This is a genomic window from Nostoc sp., assembly GCF_036917975.1.
GTDB lineage: Bacteria > Cyanobacteriota > Cyanobacteriia > Cyanobacteriales > Nostocaceae > Nostoc.
Window position 1 is genome coordinate 17644 of sequence record NZ_JBALEJ010000084.1, and the last position, 25734, is coordinate 43377.

The window sequence follows — 25734 nt, forward strand, 5'->3', positions numbered from 1 at the left end:
ACGAATTACGAATTACGAATTATTTAACGCAAAGGGACGCTAAGGGAAGCGCAGAGGAACGCGGAGGAAATGCTCTCGTCTTGAAAGACGTAGCTCTGTTCCCACGATGAGAGTAGTGGAAGCGTCTTTTTCCCCTACTCCCTACTCCCGCCCCAACGGGGCTTGGTCAAATCCAGTAGCAAGACTGTGAGTCTCAATTAGATGATCCAGTCTTGCTAACATTCAAATGCGGTAAGCTTAAATGCAGCGATTAGACACCAAATTGGCTCTCGATATCCTTTGGCGGCAAGGGTTGGCGTTCCTTCTGGGAATTATTATCTGGTGTGTGGCTGATCCCGCACTGGCAGTAGACTGGACTCATCCACTGTCATTTAGTAATGCAGAGTTATCAAGACGTGATTTTTCTGGACAGAGTTTGCAAGCTGCGGAGTTTTCTAACGCCAATATGGAACTGGCTAACTTTGCCAACGCTGACTTACGGGGAGCAGTCATGAGCGCTTCAGTGATGACAAAAGCAAATCTCCACGGAGCAGATTTAACGAATGCAATGGTCGATCAGGTAAACTTGACTAAGGCAGATTTGAGCGATGCAGTTTTCAAAGAAGCTCTTTTGCTCCGCGCTATCTTTAATGATGTAAATATAGACGGTGCAGATTTTACAGATGCAATTTTGGATAGGGTGCAAATCAAAGAACTGTGCGGTAAAGCCAGTGGTGTGAATTCTAAAACAGGCGTGCAAACTCGTGATTCTCTAGGATGTCAATGAAACGTGTTGGTGTAATTGGTGGCGGACAACTTGCCTGGATGATGGCAGATGCAGCACAAAAGCTAGGTGTAGAATTAGTAGTACAAACTCCTAGCGTTCACGACCCGGCCGTGTCAATTGCTGAGGAAATCGTTTTCGCTCCGGTAGATGACGCTAGTGCTACAGAGATATTAGCTAAAAAATGCGATGTCATCACCTTTGAAAACGAATTTGTTAACCTGCAAGCTTTATCTTTTTTAGCACAGCAAGGCGTTTGTTTCCGCCCCAGATTAGAAGCTTTAGCCCCTCTTTTAGATAAATATCATCAGCGTTGCTATTTACGCGATTTGGGCTTACCAGTTCCTCAGTTTTTCGCCTTTGACGAGGTGGAAAATATCAAATCAAAAATAGAATATCTAGGTTTTCCAGTAGTTCTCAAATCTCGCCGTCACGGTTATGATGGTCAAGGTACTTTCATAATTCAGGATTTTGCTACTTTAGAACAAAAGCTAAGTGATGAAAGCACAACAAAGACTTTAAATCAATCACTTTTCTTGTTAGAAGAATTTGTGCCTTTTGAACGGGAACTAGCAATAATTGCAGCTCGTTCTGTACAGGGGGAAATTGTCACTTATCCAGTAGTGGAAACCCAACAAGAACAACAAGTGTGTCGGCGGGTGATTGCGCCAGCCGAGATTACGCCCAATCAAGTAGCAGAAATAGAAGCGATCGCACATACTCTATTAAATAGCCTAGAAGTAGTAGGAATTTTTGGAATTGAGCTATTTATCCGTGCTGATGGCAAAATCCTGGTAAATGAAATTGCCCCCCGTACCCACAATTCTGGGCATTTTTCTCTTGACGCCTGCGAAACTTCTCAGTTTGAGCAGCACCTCAGAGCCGTTTGTGGTTTACCTTTGGGAAATCCAGCTTTGCAGTGCGCGGGTGCTGTAATGGTGAACCTACTGGGGTATGAAAATTCTCACAGTGACTACCAAAGCCAGCGTCAACAAATAGCAGAAATTCCCTACGCGCACATTCACTGGTATGGGAAGACAGAATCACGTCCTGGGCGAAAGTTAGGGCATGTCACTGTTTTGCTGGATAATCAAAATAAAGAATCGGCAACTGTATACGCCAACGACATCGCCCACACCATAGAATCTATCTGGTATCCCAGGTAAACGAATCAGAAAGTTTCGATGTTGAACACACAACATCTTTTTGAAAGCTATAATGAATGAGTTGCACTACGACGTTGGTGACTGCCATCAAGTTTTTTGATCTATGCCTTTAATGACAAGGGAGTCAACTGTTCTCGTGGCAGTATACCGGGCATGTACCCGGAAACTTTAAACGAGGAATTTAGGTTCCCACCTGGATAAACCCAGGTCATAAACTTAGGTAAAACGGCGTCGCGGTGAACTTAAAATTATTAGCTCTCAAAGTCAATTAGAACTTGGGAGCTTTAATTATTTCAATCAGTTTCAAATAAGCAAACTGATATTAGAGAAATGAGTATTACTTATTACTCATTTATCAAGGAAGGCAGGAGGCAGAGGGCAGTTCTTGCTGGAGGAAAACAGCGCTGGTGTCTCCTGCCCGTGACCGTTCGCGCAGCGTCTCCAAGAGTTGGGAACAAGGGTTTAAAACCCCACCGTCTACACGGTGCTTACAATTTGGTTGGGGTTTGAATCCCCATCCAAATTGTGCCTCCTGCCTCCTGCCTCCTGCCTCTTTCAATTATTCCCTGGCGGGCATGGAAGCCAACAGATAAGCTATTTCCAGCTTAAGTTGACACCAATGGGCAGTGCCCTTACGGGTGTACTTTAGGAGCAATTCATCTAGACCAAAGCGGCTTACCGCAGGGTATGGCCCCTACGACAGATGTGATTTTCCCAATTATTCATATTTGGTCTTTTATGTCAATGCGTAATTCCTATCGTCTTGGTTTTGGCATTTGTTATAAACTTGAGTTACAGCATTTCTTGAAATTGAGTACTATATCATCAGCAACCCAATGTTATGAATATAGAAGGTTAATGATAGTTCTCGCTTCTATTACTATATAACCGAGTAGTTAGCCTCTAACGAAAGAAATTTTTTTAATAAATAAAAATCTATCTGTAGATAAGTTACTAAAACTTGCAAACTAGCTTAGGGTATGTACAGCCTATGCAATAAGTATTGGTTGTTCCAAGACATTTTCATGCCCCATATTCATTATCCCCAATTATTGCGTTATAGTATTGCTGTATTAATTGTCACATCTGCGTTAATGATAATGTTGATGTTAGACCCCTGGTTAAGCATGAGTGGAACTCCTTTTTTGCTATTTTTTAGCGCTGTCATGCTGAGTGCTTGGTATGGTGGTTTGAAATCAGGGCTATTGGCAACCTCCTTGTCTGCGTTACTGAGCAATTACTTCTTTCTCCCGCCAGTTTTTGAGCTAAGTTTTGACCTCTCAAATTCTGTGAGAATTGGTTTGTTTGCATTACAAGGATTGCTTTTTAGTATCATCTGTGAAGCATTAAAGACTGCTAAAAAACGGGCTGATGAAAATTTCCAAAAGCTGAGAGTTAGTGAAGAACGATTTCGATTAGCGTTAAGTAGTTCAGATATCACGATCTCTCAGCAGGATCGTGATTTACGATACCAGTGGATTCATAATCCTCAAGGTGTAGATACTGCTGAAGAAATGCTAGGTAAGTCTGATGATGAATTATTTCCAGCTATAGTAGCAGAACAATTGAGGGAAATTAAGCTGAAGGTAATAGAGACTGGCGTTTCAGCCCGTGAAGAGGTTTATCTGACAGCTTGTGGAGAAGACCGTTATTATGATTTGCTAGTTGAACCGCTAAGGGATGTAGACAATAGCATTCAGGGTATTACCTGTGCAGGTGTGAATATTACTGAACGCAAGCAAGCAGAACTAGAAAAAGCCAAGTTGCACCAGGAACTTCAGCAAGCTATTCAGCAAAAAGACGAATCTCTAGCGTTACTCAATGCTTGGCTTACTAGTTCACCTGTGGCGCTGGCTTTTCTCGATACTGAACTGCGCTACATTTATGCTAATGAAGCCCTGGCTGCTATCAACGGTGTACCGCAAAATCAACATATTGGCCGCACCTTTAGGGAAGTATTACCGGAATGGGTAGCGCAAATTGAGCCTGTTTTTGAGCAAGTGATGGCAACTAGGCAGCCCTTGCTTGACCAAGAAGTGAGTGGTGAAACCTATCCGCCTGGAGTATATCGTTATGCTCTTGTCAGCTATTATCCGGTGTGTTTGCCGGATGGGCAGTTGTTGGGAGTGGGCATTAGTTCAATTGATATCACTCAACTCAAACAAACTGAGCAAGCATTACGCGAAAGCGAAGCGAAGTTTCGTAGTGTAGTTGAGTCCAATATGATTGGTATTGGCTTCTGGGATAAAGACGGTAAGATTACAGATGCTAACGATGCCTTGCTGAATATGGTGGGTTATACCCGTGAAGAATTAGTTGCGGGAACACTTCGTTGGCAAGACTTAACTCCTACAGAGTACGTGCCACTCGATAAACAAGCAACTCAATTTCAAGATAGCCCCTTTTGCACACCATATCAAAAAGAATATATCCGTAAAGACGGCTCACGCTTGTCAATTTTGGTAGGTGGTAGCCATTTTGAAGGGACTGTAGATCGAGGCGCTTTTTTTGTTCTCGATATTACAGAGCGCAAACAAGCTGAAGAAAGACTGCGCTATATCGCCCAAATTAGTAGTTTACTCTCTACTTCACTAGATTACGAACAAACCTTAGAACAGATCGCTAAAATCTCAGTTCCCCAGCTTGCGGATTGGTGTAGCGTAGACATTTTAAATGATGATGGTTCCATTCGCCGCCTACCCATTGCCCATGCAGACCCATCAAAAGCGGAGTTAGCGCGTAAACTTCAGGAGTCTGCGACAGATTACAAAGGTGCAAGTGCAATTACTAGAGTATTGCGAACTGGGCAAAGTGAATTAATCTCAGAGTTATCTGACTCGCTATTAGTCGCCAGTACTCAAAATCAGGAACACTTAGAACTTGTTCGGCAATTGGGGATGAAGTCTGTGATGATTGTGCCGTTAATCACACAAGGGCAAATACTCGGCACCATCAGCTTTGTCAGCGCCGAATCAGCCCGTCGCTACGATCGCACTGACCTAACTTTAGCAACAGAGATTACCCATCGTGCTGCCTTAGCAGTGGAAAATGCCCGACTTTATCGAGATATCAATCAAGCTTTAGTCCATTATGCCGAATCTCTATCTCTTTTGGATGCGCTACTCCAAGCAGCTCCTGTTGCTGTATGCTTTTTAGATCGCCAACTGCGATATATCCGAATTAATCAGGTTTTTGCTGACATTAACGGTTTGACCATCGAAGAACATCTAGGGCGCAAATTTGCAGAAGTGTTACCTGCGATGGCCTCTGAGTTTGAGCAACAGTTACAAGGCGTATTAGAAACTGGAGAACCCCTGCTAAATATCGAAATTAGTGGTGAGACAAGAGAGCAACCCGGACGTTACGGCTACTGGCTGGGCAATTATTACCCAGTCAACAACGCAATAGGTGAAACGGTAGGAATTGGAATTATTTTAGCAGACGTGACAGCAGCAAAGCTAACAGAAGTTGCCTTGCGGGAAAGTGAAGAAAGATTCCGCACCATCTTCAATCAGGCCACCGTAGGTATTACCCTACTTGCATTAGATGGACAATTTCTCCAGGTAAATCCGGCTTTTTGTGAGATTACTGGCTACAGTGTGGAAGAATTAATCGAGTTGAGTTTTCAAGAGATTACTCACCCTGATGACTTGGTAGTTGATCGGCTTTATGCTCGACAAGTATTAGCTAGAGAAATCAATGGTTATTCTTTAGAGAAACGCTACATTCGTAAAGATAGTTCCCTAGTGTGGGTGAAGGTGACTGCATCAGCAGTTTGGGATGCTGAGGGTAAACCAAAACATGGTTTGGCGATTATCGAGGATATTAGCGATCGCAAACGAGTAGAAGCCACGCAACAATTTTTATTAGAATCCAGCGCCTTACTAGCTGCTTCCTTAGATTATGAAGTCGTTTTGAAGAACGTCGCCCATCTAGCCGTTCCCACCCTAGCCGACTGGTGTGTTGTCGATATTTTTACGGAAGATCAGTCAGTTAAACATCTGGAGATCGCTAGTGCTTACCCCATCAAAACCAAGATCATGGAGGAATTACAACGGCGTTATCCTAGAAGTACCGAGCGAAGACGTTCAATTTTCTTCAAGTTAAAGGAAGGAAAATCCGTTTTTCATCCAGAATTTTCGGACTCGTTGATCGCAGGGTTCGCCGAAGATGAGGGACATCATCAGTTGCTGTCCAGTTTAGAGATTCGTTCTATGATGCTAATTCCCCTCTACTCTCGTGGGCAATTATTCGGCTCAATAGCTTTTACTACAGCCGATTCTGGGCGCTATTACAAAGAGGCAGATTTAGCTTTCGGAGAAGATATCGCCCGACGGGCGGCGACAGCCATTGACAACGCCAGACTTTATCAAGAAACTCAACAGGCAAAACAGGATGCTGAAAGGTCTGTCAATCGCACCCTACTTTTACAAAGAATAACTGCTGCCCTCTCAGAAGCCCTAACTCCCCTACAAGTGGCTGATGTGGTGGTAAACCAAGGAATTGCCGCCTTGGAAGCTACTGGCGGTTCCGTTGTCTTGTTTGACCAACTCGGTAGTAACCTAAAAGTTGTGCAAGCAATTGGCTATCCCCAATCACTCATTGATACCTGGGCAAGTTTTCCCATTACCGCACCTAACCAAATAGCAGAAACAGTCAGAACTAGGCAACCGATTTTTGTGGAAAATTTAGCAACCATGATTGCTAGATATCCGAGTTTAACAGATGTTGTTACCTTCACCGGAAATAATGCCTGGGTTTCCATTCCCTTGATTGCAGAAGGCGAAGTAATTGGCGCATTGGGATTAAGCTTTACTAATGTGCAAATATTTACCGAAGAAGACCGGGGATTTATGTTGACACTGGGACAACAGTGTGCCCAAGCGATCGCCCGCGCTCAACTTTACGAAGCTGAAAAGACTGCTAGGGCACAAGCCGAGACAGCCAACCGCCTTAAGGATGAATTTCTCGCTGTCCTTTCCCATGAACTCCGAACTCCCTTGAATCCGATTTTAGGGTGGGCAAAGTTACTTAGAACCCGCAAGTTTGACGAAGCTACTAAAATCCAGGCATTGGAAACAATCGAGCGGAATGCTAAATTACAAACCCAATTGATTGGAGATTTACTTGATGTTTCGCGGATTTTACAAGGTAAAGTTAGCTTAAATCTCTATGCAGTAGATTTGAAAGTAGCGATCGCAGCTGCCCTAGAAACGGTGCGTTTAGCAGCAGAAGCTAAATCAATTCAAATTCAAACAGTATTAAGTAATGATATCGGCAAAGTTCTCGGTGATAGCGATCGCTTGCAACAAGTGATGTGGAATCTCCTCTCCAATGCCGTGAAATTCACCCCCACAGATGGACTTGTAGAAGTACATCTCAAACAAGTTGGGTTAGATGCCCAAATCCAGGTAATTGATACAGGTAAAGGAATCAGCCCGGAATTTTTGCCCTACGTCTTTGACTACTTCCGACAAGCAGATGCTAAAACAACCAGAGTCTTTGGTGGACTGGGATTGGGACTAGCCATTGTGCGCCATCTAGTAGAACTTCATGGTGGGATAGTTCAAGCCGAGAGTCTGGGAGAAGGACAAGGGGCTACCTTTACAGTCAAACTACCTTTGCTGAAAAATTCTGAGTTGCGAGTCAGCAGTGGTGAGCCTTCTCAACTAGAATTCAGTAATGACGACACATTACTTACGGGAGTGCAAATACTGCTTGTGGACGATCAAGCTGATGTGCGAGAGTTTTTTAGCTTTGTGCTGGAACAATATGGCGCGACGGTAACAGCAGTTGAATCAGCAGATGAAGCGTTGCAAACATTAGTGCAATCATTGCCAGATATCCTGTTAAGCGATATTGGAATGCCCTTAATGGATGGCTATATGTTGCTGCGCGAGGTGAGAAAATTACCACCAGAAAAAGGCGGGCAAATTCCTGCGATCGCATTGACAGCTTATGCTGGAGAAATTAATTATAACCAAGCAATGGCCGCCGGATTTCAAAAACACCTACCTAAACCAGTCGATCCGGTAGATTTAGCGAAAGCGATCGTTAATCTCATTGGGGACAATTAACCAAATTAAGTTGTGGGGTGGGCAACATGAGCGCCCAGTTATCCAATTTAAATAATAGAGTTTTTTAAAAGATATATTTATGAAAAGAAGTGAGGTTTAAAACCGTACTTCGTCCCGCTACGCTAACGCCCGCAAGTGGGGCGAAAGAATCATTGTTTCCCAAGGTAGGTAGAAACCCCACCCCTTGTGGGTGGCTGTCTTTAATTTTGAATTTTGAATTTTGAATTGATTCATGTAGGTTGGGTGGAGTGAAACGCAACCCAACATTACCACCAAATTTTATGTTGGGTTACGCTATCGCTGCACCCAACCTACAAAACTACGGTTCTCAAGGTAGACGAGGTTTATATGTTTTATTTTGAATTTTGAATTGATTCATCTCTCTTTAGAAATTTGCCGTTTGATAATTGATGTTATAAATTAGTGCTGAGATTTCAACAGAAATTTATTTACCAATGAAAACCCAACAGATCAGTTCAACGACACAAGAAAATAGACCCACCAAGACTAAAAAACAGTCTTTTCCTGGCATGAATATTGCTAGTCGTAAAGTACCATTCCGCAAATACCAGAAAATATCACAACAGTATGAATTACTCAGTAGACATCTCCAGAAATTAAATATGCCTTACCCATAACCCTTGTAGAGACGTAGCACTGCTACGTCAAAACAATTCTTTTTCGGAGATGTCTAGTGATTGGGAACACGCAAGTTAATTTAGCAACTTCGATTTAGATTTGTTGATGTTGTGATTGATTGGGGAATTATAAGGGCGGCAACACACGTTGGCATTGCCAGTTCATAGGAATCAGCCGTCATGTCTTCCTTATCAAAAAAAATCATCGCCCCTCGCTTGATTCAGCGTTTGCCATTGCGATCGCTTTTGATTGTTCCCTTTGTTGTGCAAATCTTTGCTGCTGTTGGGCTAACGGGATATATTTCCTTGCGGAATGGGCAGAAAGCAGTCAATGATGTTTCCAGTCAGTTACGCCAAGAGATGAGCGATCGCCTCAACCTGCAAGTCCTGAACTATTTGGAAAGACCTTATATTAATGGACAAGCGATCGTCGCACTGGCTCAAGAGGGGCAGCTTAGTTTAACCGATGTCACGAAACTCGAACGGTCTTTTTGGCAGTTAGTCAGCCAAGATATAGTCGAATTCACCAACATTTCGATGCCTGACGGCACAAGTATCCAAGTAGAAGATGCATCGAATAAAGGCATCTTGGCTTTTGTTGGCAAAAAAGAGGATCTACCTCAGCGCAAAATTTACCGACTTGATGAGAGAGGTGAACGGGCTGCATTGATAGAAACCATAGCAAATTTTGACCCCCGATCTCGACCCTGGTATCAAATTGCCCAGAAAGCTGGAAAACCAACCTGGACGAAGCCGTTTTTGGGTAGTTCTGTGAAAACCCCTTCAATTGCTTTAGTCCAACCCATGTACAACAATAATGGCGTGTTCTTGGGAGTTCAAAATAGTATTTTTCGGATTAGTAAAATCCATGATTTTCTCAAGGCGCTAAAGGTGGCACACACGGGACAAACCTTTATCATTGATCGCTCAGGCAACCTGATTGCAAGTTCAAAGCTTCAAGAACCCTACATCATCAACCTGAAAGAGAAGACTTTGCAACAAATTCCTGCTGTCAAGTCTGAAAGCCCTGTAATTCGCGCCACGGCACAAGCTATTCTCGATCGATTTGGTAGTTTCAATACCATTCAACAGAGTCAACAGATTGATTTCAAGCTGCCAACTGGCCGCCAGTTTGTGCAAGTTTCAACGATTCGGGACGGACGAGGCATTGACTGGTTGAGCGTAGTTATTGTGCCAGAATCGGACTTTATGGCTCAAATTGATGCCAATACACGCAACACAATTTTGCTCTGCTTCGGTGCGTTGGGTTTAGCAACCATGTTGGGTATCTATACCTCGCGCTGGATTACCGATCCCATCCTCAAATTACAGCAAGCGAGTGAAGCGATCGCCACTGGAGACCTCGATCGCACCGTAGAAGTGAGAGGCATCAATGAACTAGAAGCATTGGCGCGATCGTTTAATCAAATGGCAACCCAACTCAAAACCTCTTTTACCGAACTCGAAGATCGCGTTGCCGAACGCACCATTGAACTTCAACAGGCAAAAGAAATAGCTGACAGTGCAAACCACGCCAAGAGCGAATTCCTGGCCAACATGAGCCATGAGCTACGTACACCGCTCAATGGCATTCTCGGCTTTGCCCAAATTCTGAATCGCTCTAAATCTCTACCCGATCAAGAACGTCATGGGGTGAATATTATTCATCAGTGCGGCTCTCATCTGCTGACACTGATCAACGATATTTTAGATTTGTCTAAAATTGAAGCCCGCAAACTCGAACTCGTCCCCAAAGCCATCCATTTTCCTTCATTCCTGCAAGGAATTGTGGAAATTTGCCGCGTCCGGGCTGACCAAAAAGGCATCGACTTCCTTTATCGGCCCGATGATAGCTTTCCCGCAGGTATTGAGGCTGACGAAAAACGTCTGCGCCAAGTTTTTCTCAACCTTCTAGGCAACGCGATTAAATTTACTGACGAGGGTTGTGTCACTTTCAAAGTTGAGGTGTTGGAGACAAATACAGATGTTTCCATCTCTCGGATCAAATTTCAAATTCTCGATACTGGAGTTGGTATTGCAGCCAATCAGGTACACCAACTCTTCCAACCCTTTGAACAAGTCGGGGATCAGAAGCGTCAGTCAGAAGGCACCGGCTTAGGGCTAGCCATTAGCCAAAGCATCATCCAACTTATGGGCGGGCAAATTCAGTTAAAGAGTGAACTTGGGGCGGGGAGTGAGTTTTTCTTTGAAGTGGCATTACCGATCGCCACCGATTGGGTGCAACAAAGCGCTCATGGCTCTGGCAAGCAAATCATTGGCTACGAAGGGCAAAAACGCAGCATTTTAGTTATCGACGATCGCTGGGAAAATCGGTCGGTGATTGTGAACCTACTAGAGCCTCTGGGTTTCAACTTGCTGGAAGCGGAAAATGGCCAAGAGGGGTTAGTTCAAGCCCAACAGCACCACCCTGATTTGATCGTTACCGACCTCGCCATGCCAGTGATGGATGGCTTCGAGATGTTGAAACAACTCCGCAGTTCAACCGATTTACAGCATCACAAGGTAATCGTCTCTTCCGCATCTGTGGCAGAAATCGATCGGCAAATGAGCATCAATGCAGGCGGGAATGATTTCTTGCCCAAACCCGTCCATGCTGATGAGTTATTCACGACTTTGGAAAAATTTTTAGATTTGGTTTGGCAGTATGAAATCCCAACTAATCAAGAAACTGCGGAAATCGCGGCTGACTCCACCCAATTGACCGCCGATCGCGTGCCACCGCTAGAAGACTTGCAAAAACTTCTCAAACTGGTGCAACAAGGACGGTTGAAAAAACTCATCGAAATGGCAGAAGAGTTAGAACAACGCGATCGCATTTACCAACCCTTTACGCAACAGATTATCAAACTGGCTCAAAAATTCCAGCCAAAGCAGATTGACCAGTTAATCCAAGGTTATTTAGAGGGAGGAGTAAGTAAATGAGTAATGGCTTAATCTTGATTGTGGATGATACGCCCACCAATTTGGAAATTATATCTAGAACCCTAGAAGATGCTGGCTTTGAAGTGGCGATCGCTCTAGATGGACTCAGTGCGATCGAACAAGTACAACTAAACGAGGAACTCGATTTAATCTTATTGGATGTGATGATGCCGGGAATTGACGGCTTTGAAACCTGTCAACGCCTCAAAAGCAACCCCGCCACCTCCCATATCCCAATTATTTTTATGACTGCACTCTCGGATACCGAGAACAAAATCCGCGCTCTCGAATTGGGAGCCGTAGACTACATTACCAAACCCTTTTCCGAGCAAGAAGTCCTCGCACGAGTCAAAACTCAAACCAAACTATATCGATTAAGCCGTCATTTAGAACAGCAAGTGGCCGAGCGCACAAACCAACTCTCTGAGGCATTGGCAGAACTCAAGACCTCACAAATCCAACTCGTGCAACGCGAAAAACTATCTGCCTTGGGCAACTTAGTTGCAGGAGTCGCCCATGAAATTAATAATCCCATTGGATTCTTGAGCGGCAATATCGAGCCTGCTCTAGAATATATCAACGATATCTTTGGATTAGTTCACCTTTATCAACAGGAATATCCACAACCCACTGCTGCGATTCAAAAGGAGATTAAAACCATTGATTTCGATTACATCCGCGAAGACCTACCTAAGCTAATTGGCTCGATGTCCGAAGGAGTGAGGCGAATCAAGTCTATTAGCACTAGTCTCAGAACCTTTTCTCGCGCTGACACCGATCGCCCCGTCGCTTTCAACCTTCACGATGGCATTGACAGCACAATTTTGATTCTCAAACACCGCCTCAAAGCCAATGAACTGCGACCAGAGATTCAAGTAATTACCAACTACGGCAATTTACCACTTGTAGAATGCTACGCGGGGCAGTTGAATCAGGTGTTTATGAACATCTTGGCTAACGCGATCGATGCCTTCGATGAAATCGCCCAAGTCAGATCCTTTGACGAACTTAAAGCCAATCCTCAAAAAATCATTATCCGTACAGAGGTTTGGGAAAACCAGGTATTAATCCTGATTCAGGATAATGGCACTGGCATACCTGAGGCAGTCAAAACCAGAATTTTTGATCGCTTGTTCACCACTAAAGAAGTCGGCAAAGGAACTGGATTGGGATTGGCGATCGCCCATCAAATCGTCGTTGATAAGCATGGTGGCAGTTTAGAGGTGCAGTCTGAGTTAGGTCAAGGCAGCGAGTTCTACATCCGCCTGCCAATTTGTGTTGGCCAACTCTAGCAAAAGGAGAAGAAAAGAGATAGGACTGCTATATTATCTCAACCTAAGTTCATGCTAAAAAACCCGCAATCTAATTTCCTGTTTCTCTAAGAAGAGAACCAAATAATCATATTTTTGGCTGAGTCAAGCAATTTTTAAATCAGCGATGCAATGATATTAATAGTCATCGCTAAAATGGTGGTATTGAAAAAGAAGGATAATATGCTGTGTAACAGAGTCAAGCGCCTCATATCGCGCGATCGCGTTTCCACATCGGAAACTTGGCTAGTCATACCAATTACAAAAGAATAATATAAAAATTCCCAGTAGTCTGGATAATCGTTATTAGGAAAATCTAAACCTCCGGTGATTTCTTCACTATGATTACGATTTACATATTTGTAATAGCTATGTGCATATTGCACTGCAAACATCGTATGCACTAGTAGCCAAGAACCGACAATGGTCATAATTGAAAGTACGACATGGAGGATAAGCAGAATTGTTGACAACCCTTTTTTATCAGTTAGTAAAAAACCAATGGCTAAAACACTGGCACAAGCCGCAGCAATCACCAGCATGAATATAGCAAAATGTCCTTCATATTCACTCTCAGCGTAACGGCGAATTTTTTCCGGGCTAGCCTTAATCATTTTCCACCAGGTTATGGCTAAGAAAAAGTCAACACCAGAGTTCCAAGCGCAGAGAATGCGAGTCGGTAAGTGTAGCCACTGGGGAAGGATTACTGAAACTAATACAGCAAGTCCGACAGCAATGATTAGTCGGGGGCGGGAATCAAAGTTTTTAAATAAATTAAGTCTCACAAATATGGCGATCGCAGAGTTTAACTAATTCGTAATTTTCGGTGAAATACCAACACCAAATCATTATATCTACAGCTACGAATTATTTTCCCAGTAAAAAGTCCCTTTTTAAATCAAGATTACAGACTATATTAGTAAATCAAACTCAGTACACGTCTATTCCCTTCTTCCCCGTTCCCTCCCTACGCAAGTAATACCAATTTGAAAAATGATTACGACAGATGGATTAATAGAACCCAGATAGAGAAGGTGATTCCCAATCCAAAATCTAAAATCTAAAATCCAAAATGGTATAAGTTCAGGAATGAAATCGGATTCCTATATGATCCTGTAAGTATCGTCTAGGCGAAGACAGATTATGACGCAAACAATTTCAATTAACGACTCTGGACGCTTGCAACTCACACCGCTAGACATCCCATCCCGTCTACTGTTAGGGCCTGGGCCATCCAATGCCCATCCCACAGTTCTCCAAGCGATGAATACCTCACCTGTTGGGCATCTTGACCCAGCTTTTCTCGCACTCATGGATGAAATTCAGTCGTTGCTACGCTATATATGGCAAACAGAAAACTCACTCACCATTGCAGTTAGCGGTACGGGAACAGCTGCAATGGAAGCAACCATCGCCAATGCTGTAGAACCCGATGATGTGGTTTTAATTGGTGTAACTGGTTATTTCGGTAATCGCCTTGTAGATATGGCTGGACGTTATGGTGCTGATGTGCGAACCATTACCAAACCTTGGGGACAAGTCTTCAACCTTGATGAACTACAAACTGCCTTAAAAACTCATCGTCCAGCTATCTTAGCTCTAGTTCATGCTGAAACTTCCACCGGCGCACGTCAATCGTTGGAAGGGGTTGCTGATTTGTGCAGTGAATTTGGTACTCTGCTGCTGGTGGATACGGTGACAAGTTTGGGTGGTGTCCCCTTGTTTTTGGATGCTTGGGGAGTTGATTTAGCCTATAGTTGCAGTCAAAAAGGGTTGGGTTGCCCGCCAGGTGCTTCTCCCTTTACGATGAGTGCGCGTGCAGTTGAGAAATTGCAACAGCGCCAAACAAAGGTTGCAAACTGGTATTTGGATATGTCGTTACTGGGCAAGTATTGGGGCACTGAACGCACCTATCACCACACAGCACCAATTAATTTATACTATGCCTTGCGGGAAGCATTACGCTTGTTGGCAGAAGAGGGGTTAGCAAATTCCTGGCAGCGGCATCAAAAGAACGTAGAATATCTCTGGGAAGGGTTGGAAAACTTAGGACTGAGTTTGCATGTTGAGCAAGAATATAGACTACCAACGTTGACCACTGTCCGCATTCCAGCTGGGGTAGATGGTAAAGCGATCGCACGACAGTTACTCAATGAACATAATATTGAAATTGGCGGTGGTCTTGGCGAACTCGCGGGTCTTGTTTGGCGCGTCGGCTTGATGGGCTTTAATAGTCGTAAAGAAAGTGTTGACCAACTTTTAGCAGCGCTGCGGCAAGTTTTACCTAAGTAACTTTTGTGTTATCAGGTGCGTTAACGGTAATATAAGGGACTTCCAAATAAAAAAATATTCAATTAACTCTTGTGGGGTGGGCGTCTCGCCCGCCCAGTTCATAGGGCGGGCAAGATGCCCACACCACAATATTGGATAATTTATTTCTTGGAGTTCCGTAACGCACCGAAAAAAAAGAGCGTAAGCGTAGCCCAAGCTAGGCATGGCGCTAATATTGTTTGAGAATTAAATGTCACACAATTTTGGATTTTGGATTTTAGATTTTAGATTTACCCCATGCCTGAAGTCAGGGGCTTGTAATTTAATTTTAGATTTTGGATTTTAGATTTATTCTCGCGTTTAAATAAGGTTCCATAATGAACGATTGGCTTTACCGTTACCCACCTTTGTATCCTGGCATTTTACTCAAGCGTTACAAGCGATTTTTTGCAGATGTTCAACTGACTTCTGGCGAGATAGTGACAGCGCACTGTCCCAATACAGGGCCAATGACTGGAGTATCGACTCCCCAAAGTGCGGTACAGCTTTCCAAAAGTGATAATCTTAACCGCAAATTGGCTTACACTTTAGAACTAATTCAAGTACATGACAACGAGCCGACTTGGGTAGGTATAAATACATTTTTGCCCAATCGGGTGGTAAAGCTAGCTTTGGCGGAACACCTTTTCCCAGAATTGGGCGACTATAGTCAAATTAAGGGCGAGGTAGTTTATGGACTAGACAAAAAAAGTCGAGTGGATTTTTTCTTGACGGGGAGTGATGAGGAACGCCCGATTTATTTAGAAGTAAAAAATACAACTTTGTCTGAAGGGAGATTAGCCCTATTTCCTGACACGGAGACTACAAGAGGGCAAAAGCACTTGCGAGAACTAATGGCGCTACTACCTTCAACTCGCGCAGTGATGCTTTACTTTATCAATCGCGGTGATTGTATCGAGTTCTCTCCTGGCGATCGCACAGATCCTATATATGGTAAATTATTGCGAGATGCGATCGCTCTCGGTTTAGAAGTATTACCTTGCCGTTTTGACATTTCCCCCGAAGGTATCCGTTACTTGGGTTTGGCAAAACTAAAAATTTGATTACATCTAATAAGCACAAAAGAGACTAGCAATTGCAACGTCTCTACATGCATGAAACAGTAAATCCATCTAGACAGTATCTAGATGGATTTATTGGTAGTTGGTATTTACTAAAAAACATCCAACCAGACTGTAATTAAAAAACGACTATAGGTAGTCGCCGCCCCAGAAATAGCATTCGCTATTCTGATGCTTGCTTATGCAGGAATCAAAACTGTGTCAATTACGTGAATGACACCGTTATCAGCAGCAACATCTGCTGTTGCAACTTTTGCATCATTGATCTTAACGCCATTAGAAGCGTCAATTTTGACATCTGAACCTTCAACTGTTTTAGCTGTCTTCAATTTAGCTACATCAGCAGCCAGTACTTTGCCTGAAACAACATGATAGGTCAAGATTTTCTTGAGTTTTGCAGGATCTTTCAGTAATGCGTCTACTGTACCTGCTGGAAGCTTATTAAATGCTGCATCAGTAGGTGCAAAGACGGTAAATGGGCCAGCGCCTTTCAGTGTATCTTCCAAACCAGCCGCTTGGATTGCTGCAACTAGTGTCTTGAAAGAACCATTGTTAGTGGCAGTGTCAATTATGTTGGCCATGTGTTTTACCTAGTTCTGTGTAACTTGTTACAAATCTAAACTGTTTTTTTTATAAAATCTATCTATCATTAGGTGTATGTTAAATCAATTTTTTTATTGATACCATAAAAGTTTATATACATTTTTATACAAAGAAAGAATTATAATGGTATGTGCGTAGATGTTTTACCAAAAAAGTTAGTCAAGTAGATAATCAAAACTACTTTATTGGTATAATCCAATACAGTTCAGATAAGCTTTTTTCTGCATTCCCTGCTCCTCCTGCCTGCCTCAACGGATAAATTTCTTAACTGAACCGTATTGTGGTATAATCTGAGTTTTAAATATCTAGGAATATCTGGTCATTTTATAATCAAACCTATAGTAGGCAGTATTTTTAGGGGTTTTTTAGGATTTATACGCGCCTACATAGTTTTTTGTCAGGATTCGATAACCAAAAAAGTTGGTAATAAACTAATTTAACTGATATTATTTCATCACTTAATAAATTTCACTCGCTGTTTGTGTAATTCCACCTGGAAATAATAAACAGCCAATCAGTAATGCTTTTAGCAATTGTGATTGGCTGTTGATTTCCAGTAGGACTTACGCGTAATCGCTTCCCTCAAAAAGTTGGCTCTTAGGATTTCCCCTTTTTAATAGGGCTTCTAGGTAATATTTTCCCCAAACTATGACTTTTATGAACAGAAGAAGACTTATTGGTTGGATTGCTACGGCAGTTACCAGCATGATGCTAGTAATAGGGTGGCAGTTTGTCAATTTCTCACCAGCACAATCTGTAACTACACTTAACGTATATGCGGCTGTTAGCTTAACAAACGCGCTGAATACCATTAAGACTCAGTACCAAAATGCTAACCCAGGTGTCACTGTTAATTATACGTTTGGTGCTTCTGGTACTTTGCTTAGTCAAATACAAGCAGGAGCTCCAGCAGATATTTTCATTTCTGCCGCCACCGACCAAATAGATGTCTTGCAGAATTCAAGCCCAAGTAAATTGGTAGCAGGTAGCCGTAAAAACATTGCCAGAAACAGTCTAGTTTTGATTAAACCTACGACACCTCCTATTAGTGCTGGTAGTGCTGCTCTTACTAGCATCAATGGTTTGACCAACGCCAATATTACTGGCATTGCGATAGGTGACTACACAGGTACTCCTCCTGTTGTGCCAGCAGGAAATTATGCCAAACAAGTTCTCACTACCCGAGGTATTTTTAACACTGTTAGTCCTAAATTATCCCTTGCTCCCAATGTACGTGCCGTTTTAACTGCTGTTGAAAATAAAACTATCGTAGTTGGAGGTGTAAATAAAACTATTGACGCAGGTTTTGTTTACACAACTGATGCTTTCATTTCTAACAAAGTAAAAGTCGTAGAAACTGCGAAACCGTCAGAGAGTGATCCGATTGTCTATCCATTGGGTATACTCACCAGAACTACAGTTCTATCAACGGCACAGAGTTTTTCTACCTACTTAAGTGGTACTACTGCCCAGGGTATTTTTAGATCTAACCAATTTAAGGCGCCTTAATCACCAGAAAGTAAATCAATTAAGTACTCGTTGTCGTCAATTTTGAACTATTTGGAGTAATGTTTTGTGAAGTTTACTAAAAAACTCTCAATTATTGTTTGTGGTTTGACCACTGCTTTCCTTCATACTGCTGTGATTACTAATACTTATAAATCAGCAGCACAAGCAGATGGACAAAATCTGATTTATAACGGCGACTTTGAAATTGATCCTCTCATAGATCCTAATGATGCCACCATTTCAAATCCTAATATTACAGGATGGGTTAAGTCTGGCGATCCGATAGATACAGCAATTACTAGAATTAGCAACTTTCCTTACACTGGTAACCAGGGGGTATCGCTTGGTAACGTTTCAAACATTACCTACCTATCACAGAATATCAATACAGTTCGTGGTCAATACTACCAACTTACTTACTATTTAGCATCAACAGAAGAAGCACCTGACCTGAAGAATAAATTTCAGGTTTTTATAGGTGAAAAGAAGGTTGATGTTAAAAATGATATTGCTTTTCAAGGATACACAAAATACGCGTTAGTTTTTAAAGCAAAATCAACATCCACACAGATAAAATTTGGTTACAAAGTCAAGTTTGCATTTTTATATTTGGATGATGTGAGTGTTAAAGCTATACCTTAATATGAAGATGAAAATTATGGAAATCTAGGGGTAGATGATGGAGATGAATAAACTACATACAACAAGCTAATCTTCATTCTCTTAAAAGCCCAAGCAATGTCTGGCTTTATAGTGTCGAGAATGTTACCATGCTAATAATTAGACTTAAGTACGAACTCATCCATCTATAAGTCAATACAGTTCAGCTAAGGTTTGTTAGTGAGAATTTTCGGCTTGTAGAGACGCGAGATTTCGCGTCTCTCGCGTTTCTAAAGAGTTTAATAAACCTAAATCTTCTAAAGTGAAGATAAAGTGTTTAGTTTTATTGACACTACTTAGAGTCAGCATAAATGTAACTATCAACTGGTTTTAAAGATTGTCGTAAATTGGAATAATTTGGAGTCAAGTCTCATGAAGTTAACTAAAAAACTCTCAATTATTGTTTTTAGTGTTACCACTAGCTTAATTAGCACTGCTGTGATTACCAATACTTATAATGCAGCAGCACAAGCCGTAGAACTTGTTAAAAACGGAAGCTTTGAATTAGACCCCCTCGTAGATCCTAATGATCCCAACCTTACAAATCCTAATGTTACAGACTGGATTAAATCTGGTGATCCGATGGATACATCATTAACTAAAATTAGCAATTTTCCTCAATATGATAGTGGTAATCAGGGCTTATCACTTGGTGGATTTGTAAACCTCAGCTACATATCACAGATCCTTTCTACACAACCTGATCAGACATACGAACTTAGTTACTATTTAGCATCTGTAGATGAAGCCCCTTGGCTTGATAATCAATTTCAGACATTTGTAGGTGGAAATAAAATTTTTGATCAAAAAAATATTTCTTTTCAACCATACACGCAATATAAGTTCAATTTTACGGCAGACGCATCATCCACAGAGTTAAAGTTTGGGAATGTAGATAAATACGGATTTTTATACTTAGATGCTGTGAGTGTAATACCTGTGCCTGAGTCATCAACTATTGGAGGAATAGCAATTGCTGGGTTGTTGGGAATTTTGCTGAGGAAAAAGAAGGCAATTAGCTAGAAAGAATAGCCCTTTTTTGTCACTCTCATAAATTGAAGAAGAATTCAGGAGTCAGAATTCAGGAGCGGAGACGGAGCATCTCCGCCTCCGGTCAGAATCAAGACGCTCGTTCCTCTCTACGAGACGCTGCGCTATCCGCTTTTTCGGTCAGAAAAGATTGCTGAATTCTGACTCCTGACTCCTGAATTCTGTTCGATAACAGAATGCAAATCCCTCAAATTACTATGTGGTAGTGATGAGGGATTTTGTCATTTGTCATGCCTCGATGCTATTACATTAACATTTTTACCAATATTATTGGTAATATGTAGCACAGGATACAATCTTGCCGATCGAGTTCAGCTTTGATAGTTAGTATCAAGTCGTATAAGGTCGTATGAGTAAGTTGGCACAATAAACTAGACTAAAACCCTCTTCCCTCCTGACTTGAAAGTGCTGAGTGCTGAGTGCTGAGTAAAAATACTAGTCCCCAGTCCCCAGTCCCCAGTTATTCTTTCATTCAAGGCTGTGAAACTTGTTTCATCAGGACTGCCTTCTCGCAAGGACAAATTTTTACGCCGACTTACTTACTCCATCGAAAATATACCAACTAATGCCAATAAACTAGGCACAAGCTTTTTCATGAATCCAGCACAGCTAAAAAAAATAACTGTCAAAGCGAGTCGTGTTACAAGAAAACTTCGCCGCCGTTTTTACCTTACACAGTCTGCGATACCCCTACTTAAAAGCCAGCGACACGAAGATAGAGAAGGGATACCTGGGGTGGGCAAAGCGATCGCACCATATGCGCTTACTTGGTTCGAGGTTATTGGCTATACAGTTTTATTAGAGCCAGATATTGCTTTGGGTAAGCACCAGATCGGGCGGAGTAGTTATAGTGACGTGGTTTTGTATCAGCGCCTCCATCAGGCTTTGCAGAAAATTAACCCAAAAAAACCTGATGAAGCGATCGCCGCAGCTATTCATCAGGTTACTTGCATTCCGAGTTCTGACTTGCTGGAAAATAACCGTCGCTTTCACAAATTATTGACCAATGGTGTGGAAGTTGAATACCTGTGTAACGAAGAAATAGTTCATGACACAGTGTCGCTCATTGATACGTCTAATCTACTGAACAATGATTGGCTAGCTATTCATCCCTTGACTGTAGTTGAGGGGAATTATGCTCACTATCCCGATGTAGTTGTCTTTATCAACGGTTTACCTTTGGCAGTTATTGTTTCGATTCAGCCCAGTGATGAACAGGCTACTTTCAAAGAAGGTTATCAGCGAATTCAGACCTACATCGAACAAATACCGAAGCTATTTGACTACAATATATTCCTAGTTATTACTTATGGAAATCGGGCACGAGTCAGTACATTAACCTCAGATTGGCAGGAGTTTTTACCCTGGCGCACCATTGATGGCGAGGACTTTCCTGCCAAGGGCGCAACTGAACTAGAGGTGCTGATTCAAGGTATTTTTGACAAACGGCGTTTCCTAGAGCAAGTATTGCACTTGATAGTGTTTGAGGATAACGGAACCAGCATTAGGAAAAAATTGCTTCGCCGACCTTTTTGTACTACACAATATTTCAAAAAATCTTCGCGCCAAGACTAGCCAGACAATTTTGGATTTTAGGTTGACCCTAGCAATCAAGTCACTCTCGTTTCCAGCCAGAGTCGGGAAATGCTGCTCCTGGCGCCAGAGCCGCCAGTAAGAGAGGCGGAGCCTCAACGACGAGCATTCCCAGTCTCCGACTGGGAACGAGGCAATCTAAAAGCTTGTATTAGACTAGTTTTCACGTTAAGGAACGTGAAATAAAATACAAAATCTTCATCCTGTCTCTAGCTTCCCTCTCCAATATATCCGAGAAGGATTGAGGGTGAGGTAAACCAGGTACATAAATTGTATGTTATTTGATTGTTATTCCTATACTAAAAACGGCTGAGAACTTGACTTTTGAATAATCGCCAAAAGCTTGTTTGTGCCAAGCTTATAGCCATTTTTTAAAAAGTCTCGTTGTTACCCGTTTGCAGTATAAGTTGACACCAATGCAATACTGTTTGGTATCACTGTACTATAGCAATCCGATAGCGAAGCGGTAGCGAGTCAGACGCTCCTGCGTCGCTAACGCTGCGCTATCGAGCGTCTTTGATTTCTGAATCACTCGTAGAGGTAAGGGACTGGGGACTGGGAAGAAGGAATAAAGGTGTACTGAGTTTTTTCAAAAATCAAATATGAGTCCTATATCACAGAGTATGTTTCTTGAAATTTATTGCAGATTAAGTTCATTTATTTTTTCTAAAACCTGCTGATAGCTAGTGGGTTGGTTACGTTGAAGATAGAGATCGGCTGAACGAATTAGATTTTGCGCTGCATCTTCTTTACGATTCAACTTAGCAAATGACAAACCTGCATAGTAATAGGCTTCTGGTTGATCTGGAAAAATTTTTAGACTAAAGAGAAAATCACGAATTGCTATCTCATATTGCCCTAAATTATAATATGCAATACCACGGGTTAAATAGGCAGGAAAAAATGTTTTTTCAGTGACTATCATTTGATTCATCTCTTCTAGTACTTGTTTAAACTGACTAAGCTGAATACGTAAGTTTGCAAGATTCAAGCGATTAATTAATGTTGGTGCCAATTGTACGGATTTACTTAAATCTTCTAAAGCTTGGGGCAGTTTTCCGTATCTTTGATATGCCAATGCTCGATTGTTATAAAGCAAAGGAGAAGGCTGTATTTTTTCTGCTTGATTAAAGCTTTGAATCGCTTCTGGTAGTTGGTTTAATTCACTCAGTGCAATTCCCCGGACAATAAATACACGGGCTGGTGTATTTTGTCCTTGGACTTGAATCAGTTGATTTAAGTCTTGTACTGCAAAATTGTATTGCTTTAGCAAAATATAAGCTTGGGAGCGATTAAATAAAGCTTCAACAATATTAGTACGATTTTTAATATCGCGGCTCCATTGTTGAATGGCACGAGTGAGATTACCATGCTGAAAGTTTTCTTCGGCACTGAGAGAAGAATTGTTAACAGGTGGTTGATTAATAGGGGAAATTTGGGCTTGAACACTTGTGGAGAAAGTCATTCCCAATATTCCTATCCCTAGTAAATAAGCTAATCGATGTAAATGATTAATCCCAGGATTATTGAACCCAGACATAATATTTAAGGACGATAATTAGTTTGGGCAGAGCAACGATCTAGTTCAGGTTTCATCATTAAATTAACTAGGCGTGGCCCATCTTGTCCTACTTGAGTAGCTAGAGCATTAATCTGAGAAAATAGCTGGGGATTGTAGCGAGTTTTATAAGCATTCAAGGCACATTGGCAAAAACTCTGTTTAGTAGTTCTTTGATTAGGTTGTAGGTTTTGTTGTCCTACACACCCTTGCATAAATTCTTTTTCAGTGTTGGGAGTTTGTGACCAATCATTTACCCTGACTGGGTTGGTGCGGGGTTGTGGAGGGCGATTTTGAGCTGTAGTAGGGAGAGAGGTTAGGAGTAAGGAGAAGATTGACAGCACAGAAAGTGCGATCGCGTTTGTTCTCATGATATTAAATGTCCTAGCAGTTGAAGTAGTTGGGAAGAAAGTAAATCTGACGAATCTACTATATTTCATGTAATTAAAATTCGCTATAAAAAGTGGAATTTTGTTTGTAGTAAGACTATTACTCTGTGAACTTTAAATTGATGGATACGCAAGTTGTTCAACCTTTAAAATTAGACATCTCCAGAAATTAAAGATGCGTTACCCAGAACCCTTGTAGAGACGTAGCAGTGCTACGTCTCTACATTCTTTTTCGGAGATGTCTATTAGATTGTTGAGGATGACTTCAAGATTTATAACTGAAAGAAAAAGCCTATACGCCCCATAAAGCCAGAACTGTTGCTGTAACTAGAGGAACCAGGAGTAGATGTGATTGAGGCAGCCGCATTAAAGGTGATACTGTGACTAATGCGGGTAACGCAACCAAATGCACCGGCCAAAGAACTGCCGTAAATACCTGCACCAGCCCCACAACCTCCATTACTACCTGTGGGAAGTATGTTAGGAATGGATGAGAGGGCAGCAGCGAGAGCGCCAACAGATTCAATTTGTTTTCCTAATGTGACTAATCCTCTTTCAATTTTTTCCACAGTACTAGGATCAAAGAAAGCCTCAGCAGTACCTAAGTTACCAGATTGGTCTACTGTAACAAAGCGCCTATCTCCAGACTGATTAGCATTGCCAACAAACTCTCCAGAAGGAGCTAGCCCTGGCAATGTGTAGTAGCTGGCAGGAGTACCAAAGGCCATTTGATTTGTACCTGTGGCGATCGCACCTGTACCAATTGCGGTTGAGCCGATGCCAGAAGCTACTGCATTTGAACCGATGGCAGTCGAGTTAGCACCATTGGCTTGTGTCGCAGTACCAATAGCAGTGGAATAGTCACCATTTGCTGTAGCTCTATATGCGAAAGCTGCCGAATCTATACCTACTGCCGAGGCGGAATCACCAACTGCGGTTGCTGGATCGGCAAGTGCTTGGGCATTGCGACCAATTGCAACTGTACCAGCCTCGCTTGCGATCGCATTTTGTCCTATGGCGATCGCGGATTGACCACTCGCAGTAGCTGTACCCACTGCAATAGAATCATCCTGGAGGGCATTGGCTCCAAATCCGGTGGCTACTGACCGATTACCAGACGCGGTTGCGGCTTGGTCAAATTTGCCAGTGGTAGTGTTGAAATTACCACCACCAACAGCTACAGAATTTGCACCTGATGCCGTCGCACCAGCACCTGTGGCCGTCGCACTGATTTGACTGGCAGTGGCATTGTAGCCAAATGCTGACGTATTCTCTTGATTTGAATTGGCGTTGTACCCGTAGGCAGTGGCATTATTAGCAGTGGCTTGGGCACTGTTGCCGTAAGCAGAGGCGTTGTTACCACTAGCAATGGCGCTATTACCGTAGGCAGATGCGTTGTTACCACCCGCATTAGCACTATTACCATAAGCAGAGGCATTAGTACCACTAGCAGTGGCACTATTACCGTAGGCGGAGGCATTGTTTTGATTGGCAGTGGCGCTATTACCGTAGGCAGTGGCATTGTTACCACTAGCATTAACAGTTCTGCCTATAGCGATCGCATTTTCACCAATTGCAATAGTGCCAGCACCTGTGGCAGTGGCATATGAGCCTTGTGCTAGGGCCGCAGCACCTGTGGCAGTAGCATATGAGCCTTGTGCTAGGGCCCCTGCACCTGTAGCAGTAGCATTAAAACCATCTGCCTTAGCATTGGTTCCTGTAGCAATGGCATTTTCACCAATAGCCTGGGTTTGAGTGCCTGTGGCAATGGAACCAATTCCTGATGCTACAGACCCTTTACCAATTGCGATCGCATTGTTAGCACTGGCATTAGCACTATCACCATAGGCTGATGCTGATGTACCTGTGGCTTGAGCGGCATTACCTGTGGCGGTAGCACTTTGTTGATTTGCGACTGTGTTTGTACCAGTAGCGATCGCATTTTGTCCACTAGCATTGGCAGTATCACCAGTAGCAATGGAACTATCACCCAATGCTCTAGAACCTTTACCGATGGAAGTGGAATTTAAGCCACTGGCATTAGCACTATCGCCATAAGCTGATGCAGAAATGCCTGTGGCTT

19 protein-coding genes and 1 other RNA gene are annotated in these 25734 nt (G+C 42.5%); 14 read left to right on the top strand and 6 right to left on the bottom strand.

Features of this window, described 5'->3' with window-relative positions:
* The first annotated feature begins 241 nt into the window (after nt 1–241).
* From V7K76_RS28365 to V7K76_RS28395, 7 genes are all read left to right on the top strand, one after another.
* A complete protein-coding gene (locus tag V7K76_RS28365; protein WP_334778600.1) occupies nt 242–766 on the top strand; it encodes a pentapeptide repeat-containing protein in 525 nt (174 codons plus the stop codon).
* Nucleotides 763–1929, top strand: coding sequence for a 5-(carboxyamino)imidazole ribonucleotide synthase (locus V7K76_RS28370; protein WP_334778615.1), 1167 nt, complete (start codon nt 763–765; stop codon nt 1927–1929). The genes V7K76_RS28365 and V7K76_RS28370 overlap by 4 nt, the downstream gene beginning before the upstream one ends.
* 60 nt (nt 1930–1989) lie before the next feature.
* A non-coding RNA gene (gene ssrS, locus V7K76_RS28375) (6S RNA) lies at nt 1990–2173 on the top strand.
* A gap of 781 nt (nt 2174–2954) precedes the next feature.
* Entirely contained in the window at nt 2955–8006 is a 5052-nt protein-coding gene (locus V7K76_RS28380; protein ID WP_335030282.1) for a PAS domain S-box protein, read from the top strand.
* 455 nt (nt 8007–8461) lie between these two features.
* Nucleotides 8462–8644 carry a hypothetical protein gene (locus tag V7K76_RS28385; RefSeq protein ID WP_334952143.1) on the top strand — a complete coding sequence of 61 codons (183 nt, stop codon included), beginning with the start codon at nt 8462–8464 and terminating at the stop codon, nt 8642–8644.
* Between the two features lie 180 nt (nt 8645–8824).
* Nucleotides 8825–11587: a hybrid sensor histidine kinase/response regulator gene (locus V7K76_RS28390; protein ID WP_334952141.1), complete on the top strand. Its 2763-nt coding sequence runs from the start codon at nt 8825–8827 to the stop codon at nt 11585–11587.
* A complete protein-coding gene (locus V7K76_RS28395; RefSeq protein WP_334952139.1) occupies nt 11584–12879 on the top strand; it encodes a sensor histidine kinase in 1296 nt (431 codons plus the stop codon). Before V7K76_RS28390 ends, V7K76_RS28395 begins: the two co-directional genes overlap by 4 nt.
* 134 nt (nt 12880–13013) lie before the next feature.
* Here the strand turns inward: V7K76_RS28395 and V7K76_RS28400 are convergent, their stop codons facing one another.
* Nucleotides 13014–13601: a DUF1345 domain-containing protein gene (locus V7K76_RS28400; RefSeq protein ID WP_335030284.1), complete on the bottom strand. Its 588-nt coding sequence runs from the start codon at nt 13599–13601 to the stop codon at nt 13014–13016.
* Here V7K76_RS28400 and V7K76_RS28405 point away from each other — a divergent pair.
* From V7K76_RS28405 to sfsA, 3 genes are all read left to right on the top strand, one after another.
* Complete coding sequence (locus V7K76_RS28405; RefSeq protein WP_334778618.1) at nt 13525–13710, top strand: hypothetical protein; 186 nt, start codon at nt 13525–13527, stop codon at nt 13708–13710. The genes V7K76_RS28400 and V7K76_RS28405 overlap by 77 nt on opposite strands.
* 330 nt (nt 13711–14040) lie before the next feature.
* Nucleotides 14041–15189 (top strand): alanine--glyoxylate aminotransferase family protein, encoded by a 1149-nt coding sequence (locus tag V7K76_RS28410; RefSeq protein ID WP_334778595.1) that lies wholly within the window; start codon nt 14041–14043, stop codon nt 15187–15189.
* Between the two features lie 356 nt (nt 15190–15545).
* The gene (gene sfsA, locus V7K76_RS28415; RefSeq protein ID WP_334778594.1) at nt 15546–16271 is read left to right on the top strand and encodes a DNA/RNA nuclease SfsA; all 726 of its coding nucleotides are present in this window, start codon (nt 15546–15548) and stop codon (nt 16269–16271) included.
* Nucleotides 16272–16468: 197 nt separating this feature from the next.
* Here the strand turns inward: sfsA and V7K76_RS28420 are convergent, their stop codons facing one another.
* Nucleotides 16469–16870, bottom strand: a complete 402-nt coding sequence (locus V7K76_RS28420) for a fasciclin domain-containing protein (RefSeq protein ID WP_334778593.1) — start codon at nt 16868–16870, stop codon at nt 16469–16471.
* A gap of 679 nt (nt 16871–17549) precedes the next feature.
* Between V7K76_RS28420 and modA the strand changes: the two genes are divergently transcribed.
* The gene (gene modA, locus V7K76_RS28425; protein WP_334778592.1) at nt 17550–18401 is read left to right on the top strand and encodes a molybdate ABC transporter substrate-binding protein; all 852 of its coding nucleotides are present in this window, start codon (nt 17550–17552) and stop codon (nt 18399–18401) included.
* A 66-nt stretch (nt 18402–18467) separates the two neighbouring features.
* The gene (locus tag V7K76_RS28430; RefSeq protein ID WP_334778591.1) at nt 18468–19043 is read left to right on the top strand and encodes a DUF642 domain-containing protein; all 576 of its coding nucleotides are present in this window, start codon (nt 18468–18470) and stop codon (nt 19041–19043) included.
* Between the two features lie 195 nt (nt 19044–19238).
* On the opposite strand, the gene V7K76_RS28435 is transcribed toward V7K76_RS28430, so the two are convergent.
* Nucleotides 19239–19370, bottom strand: coding sequence for a hypothetical protein (locus tag V7K76_RS28435; RefSeq protein WP_334778590.1), 132 nt, complete (start codon nt 19368–19370; stop codon nt 19239–19241).
* A 63-nt stretch (nt 19371–19433) separates the two neighbouring features.
* Between V7K76_RS28435 and V7K76_RS28440 the strand changes: the two genes are divergently transcribed.
* Together V7K76_RS28440 and V7K76_RS28445 are read left to right on the top strand one after the other, a co-directional pair.
* Entirely contained in the window at nt 19434–20084 is a 651-nt protein-coding gene (locus V7K76_RS28440) for a DUF642 domain-containing protein (RefSeq protein WP_334778589.1), read from the top strand.
* A 507-nt stretch (nt 20085–20591) separates the two neighbouring features.
* Nucleotides 20592–21686 (top strand): type I restriction endonuclease, encoded by a 1095-nt coding sequence (locus V7K76_RS28445; RefSeq protein WP_334778588.1) that lies wholly within the window; start codon nt 20592–20594, stop codon nt 21684–21686.
* 655 nt (nt 21687–22341) lie between these two features.
* Here V7K76_RS28445 and V7K76_RS28450 read toward each other — a convergent pair.
* The 3 genes from V7K76_RS28450 to V7K76_RS28460 form a co-directional block, all read right to left on the bottom strand.
* Nucleotides 22342–23244: a tetratricopeptide repeat protein gene (locus tag V7K76_RS28450; RefSeq protein WP_334778587.1), complete on the bottom strand. Its 903-nt coding sequence runs from the start codon at nt 23242–23244 to the stop codon at nt 22342–22344.
* Between the two features lie 5 nt (nt 23245–23249).
* Nucleotides 23250–23633 (bottom strand): hypothetical protein, encoded by a 384-nt coding sequence (locus tag V7K76_RS28455; RefSeq protein ID WP_334778586.1) that lies wholly within the window; start codon nt 23631–23633, stop codon nt 23250–23252.
* 290 nt (nt 23634–23923) lie between these two features.
* The coding region (locus V7K76_RS28460; protein WP_442936802.1) for a YadA family autotransporter adhesin at nt 23924–25734 on the bottom strand (1811 nt) is incomplete at its 5' end.

Coding starts and splice junctions, on each gene's coding strand:
- V7K76_RS28420 (WP_334778593.1), bottom strand. CDS start 16,870: ATGGCCAACATAATTGACACTGCCACTAACAATGGTTCTTTCAAGACA.
- V7K76_RS28440 (WP_334778589.1), top strand. CDS start 19,434: ATGAAGTTAACTAAAAAACTCTCAATTATTGTTTTTAGTGTTACCACT.
- V7K76_RS28370 (WP_334778615.1), top strand. CDS start 763: ATGAAACGTGTTGGTGTAATTGGTGGCGGACAACTTGCCTGGATGATG.
- sfsA (WP_334778594.1), top strand. CDS start 15,546: ATGAACGATTGGCTTTACCGTTACCCACCTTTGTATCCTGGCATTTTA.
- V7K76_RS28365 (WP_334778600.1), top strand. CDS start 242: ATGCAGCGATTAGACACCAAATTGGCTCTCGATATCCTTTGGCGGCAA.
- V7K76_RS28435 (WP_334778590.1), bottom strand. CDS start 19,370: ATGCTGACTCTAAGTAGTGTCAATAAAACTAAACACTTTATCTTCACT.
- V7K76_RS28450 (WP_334778587.1), bottom strand. CDS start 23,244: ATGTCTGGGTTCAATAATCCTGGGATTAATCATTTACATCGATTAGCT.
- V7K76_RS28390 (WP_334952141.1), top strand. CDS start 8,825: ATGTCTTCCTTATCAAAAAAAATCATCGCCCCTCGCTTGATTCAGCGT.
- V7K76_RS28385 (WP_334952143.1), top strand. CDS start 8,462: ATGAAAACCCAACAGATCAGTTCAACGACACAAGAAAATAGACCCACC.
- V7K76_RS28380 (WP_335030282.1), top strand. CDS start 2,955: ATGCCCCATATTCATTATCCCCAATTATTGCGTTATAGTATTGCTGTA.
- V7K76_RS28410 (WP_334778595.1), top strand. CDS start 14,041: ATGACGCAAACAATTTCAATTAACGACTCTGGACGCTTGCAACTCACA.
- V7K76_RS28455 (WP_334778586.1), bottom strand. CDS start 23,633: ATGAGAACAAACGCGATCGCACTTTCTGTGCTGTCAATCTTCTCCTTA.
- V7K76_RS28395 (WP_334952139.1), top strand. CDS start 11,584: ATGAGTAATGGCTTAATCTTGATTGTGGATGATACGCCCACCAATTTG.
- modA (WP_334778592.1), top strand. CDS start 17,550: ATGAACAGAAGAAGACTTATTGGTTGGATTGCTACGGCAGTTACCAGC.
- V7K76_RS28405 (WP_334778618.1), top strand. CDS start 13,525: ATGGCTAAGAAAAAGTCAACACCAGAGTTCCAAGCGCAGAGAATGCGA.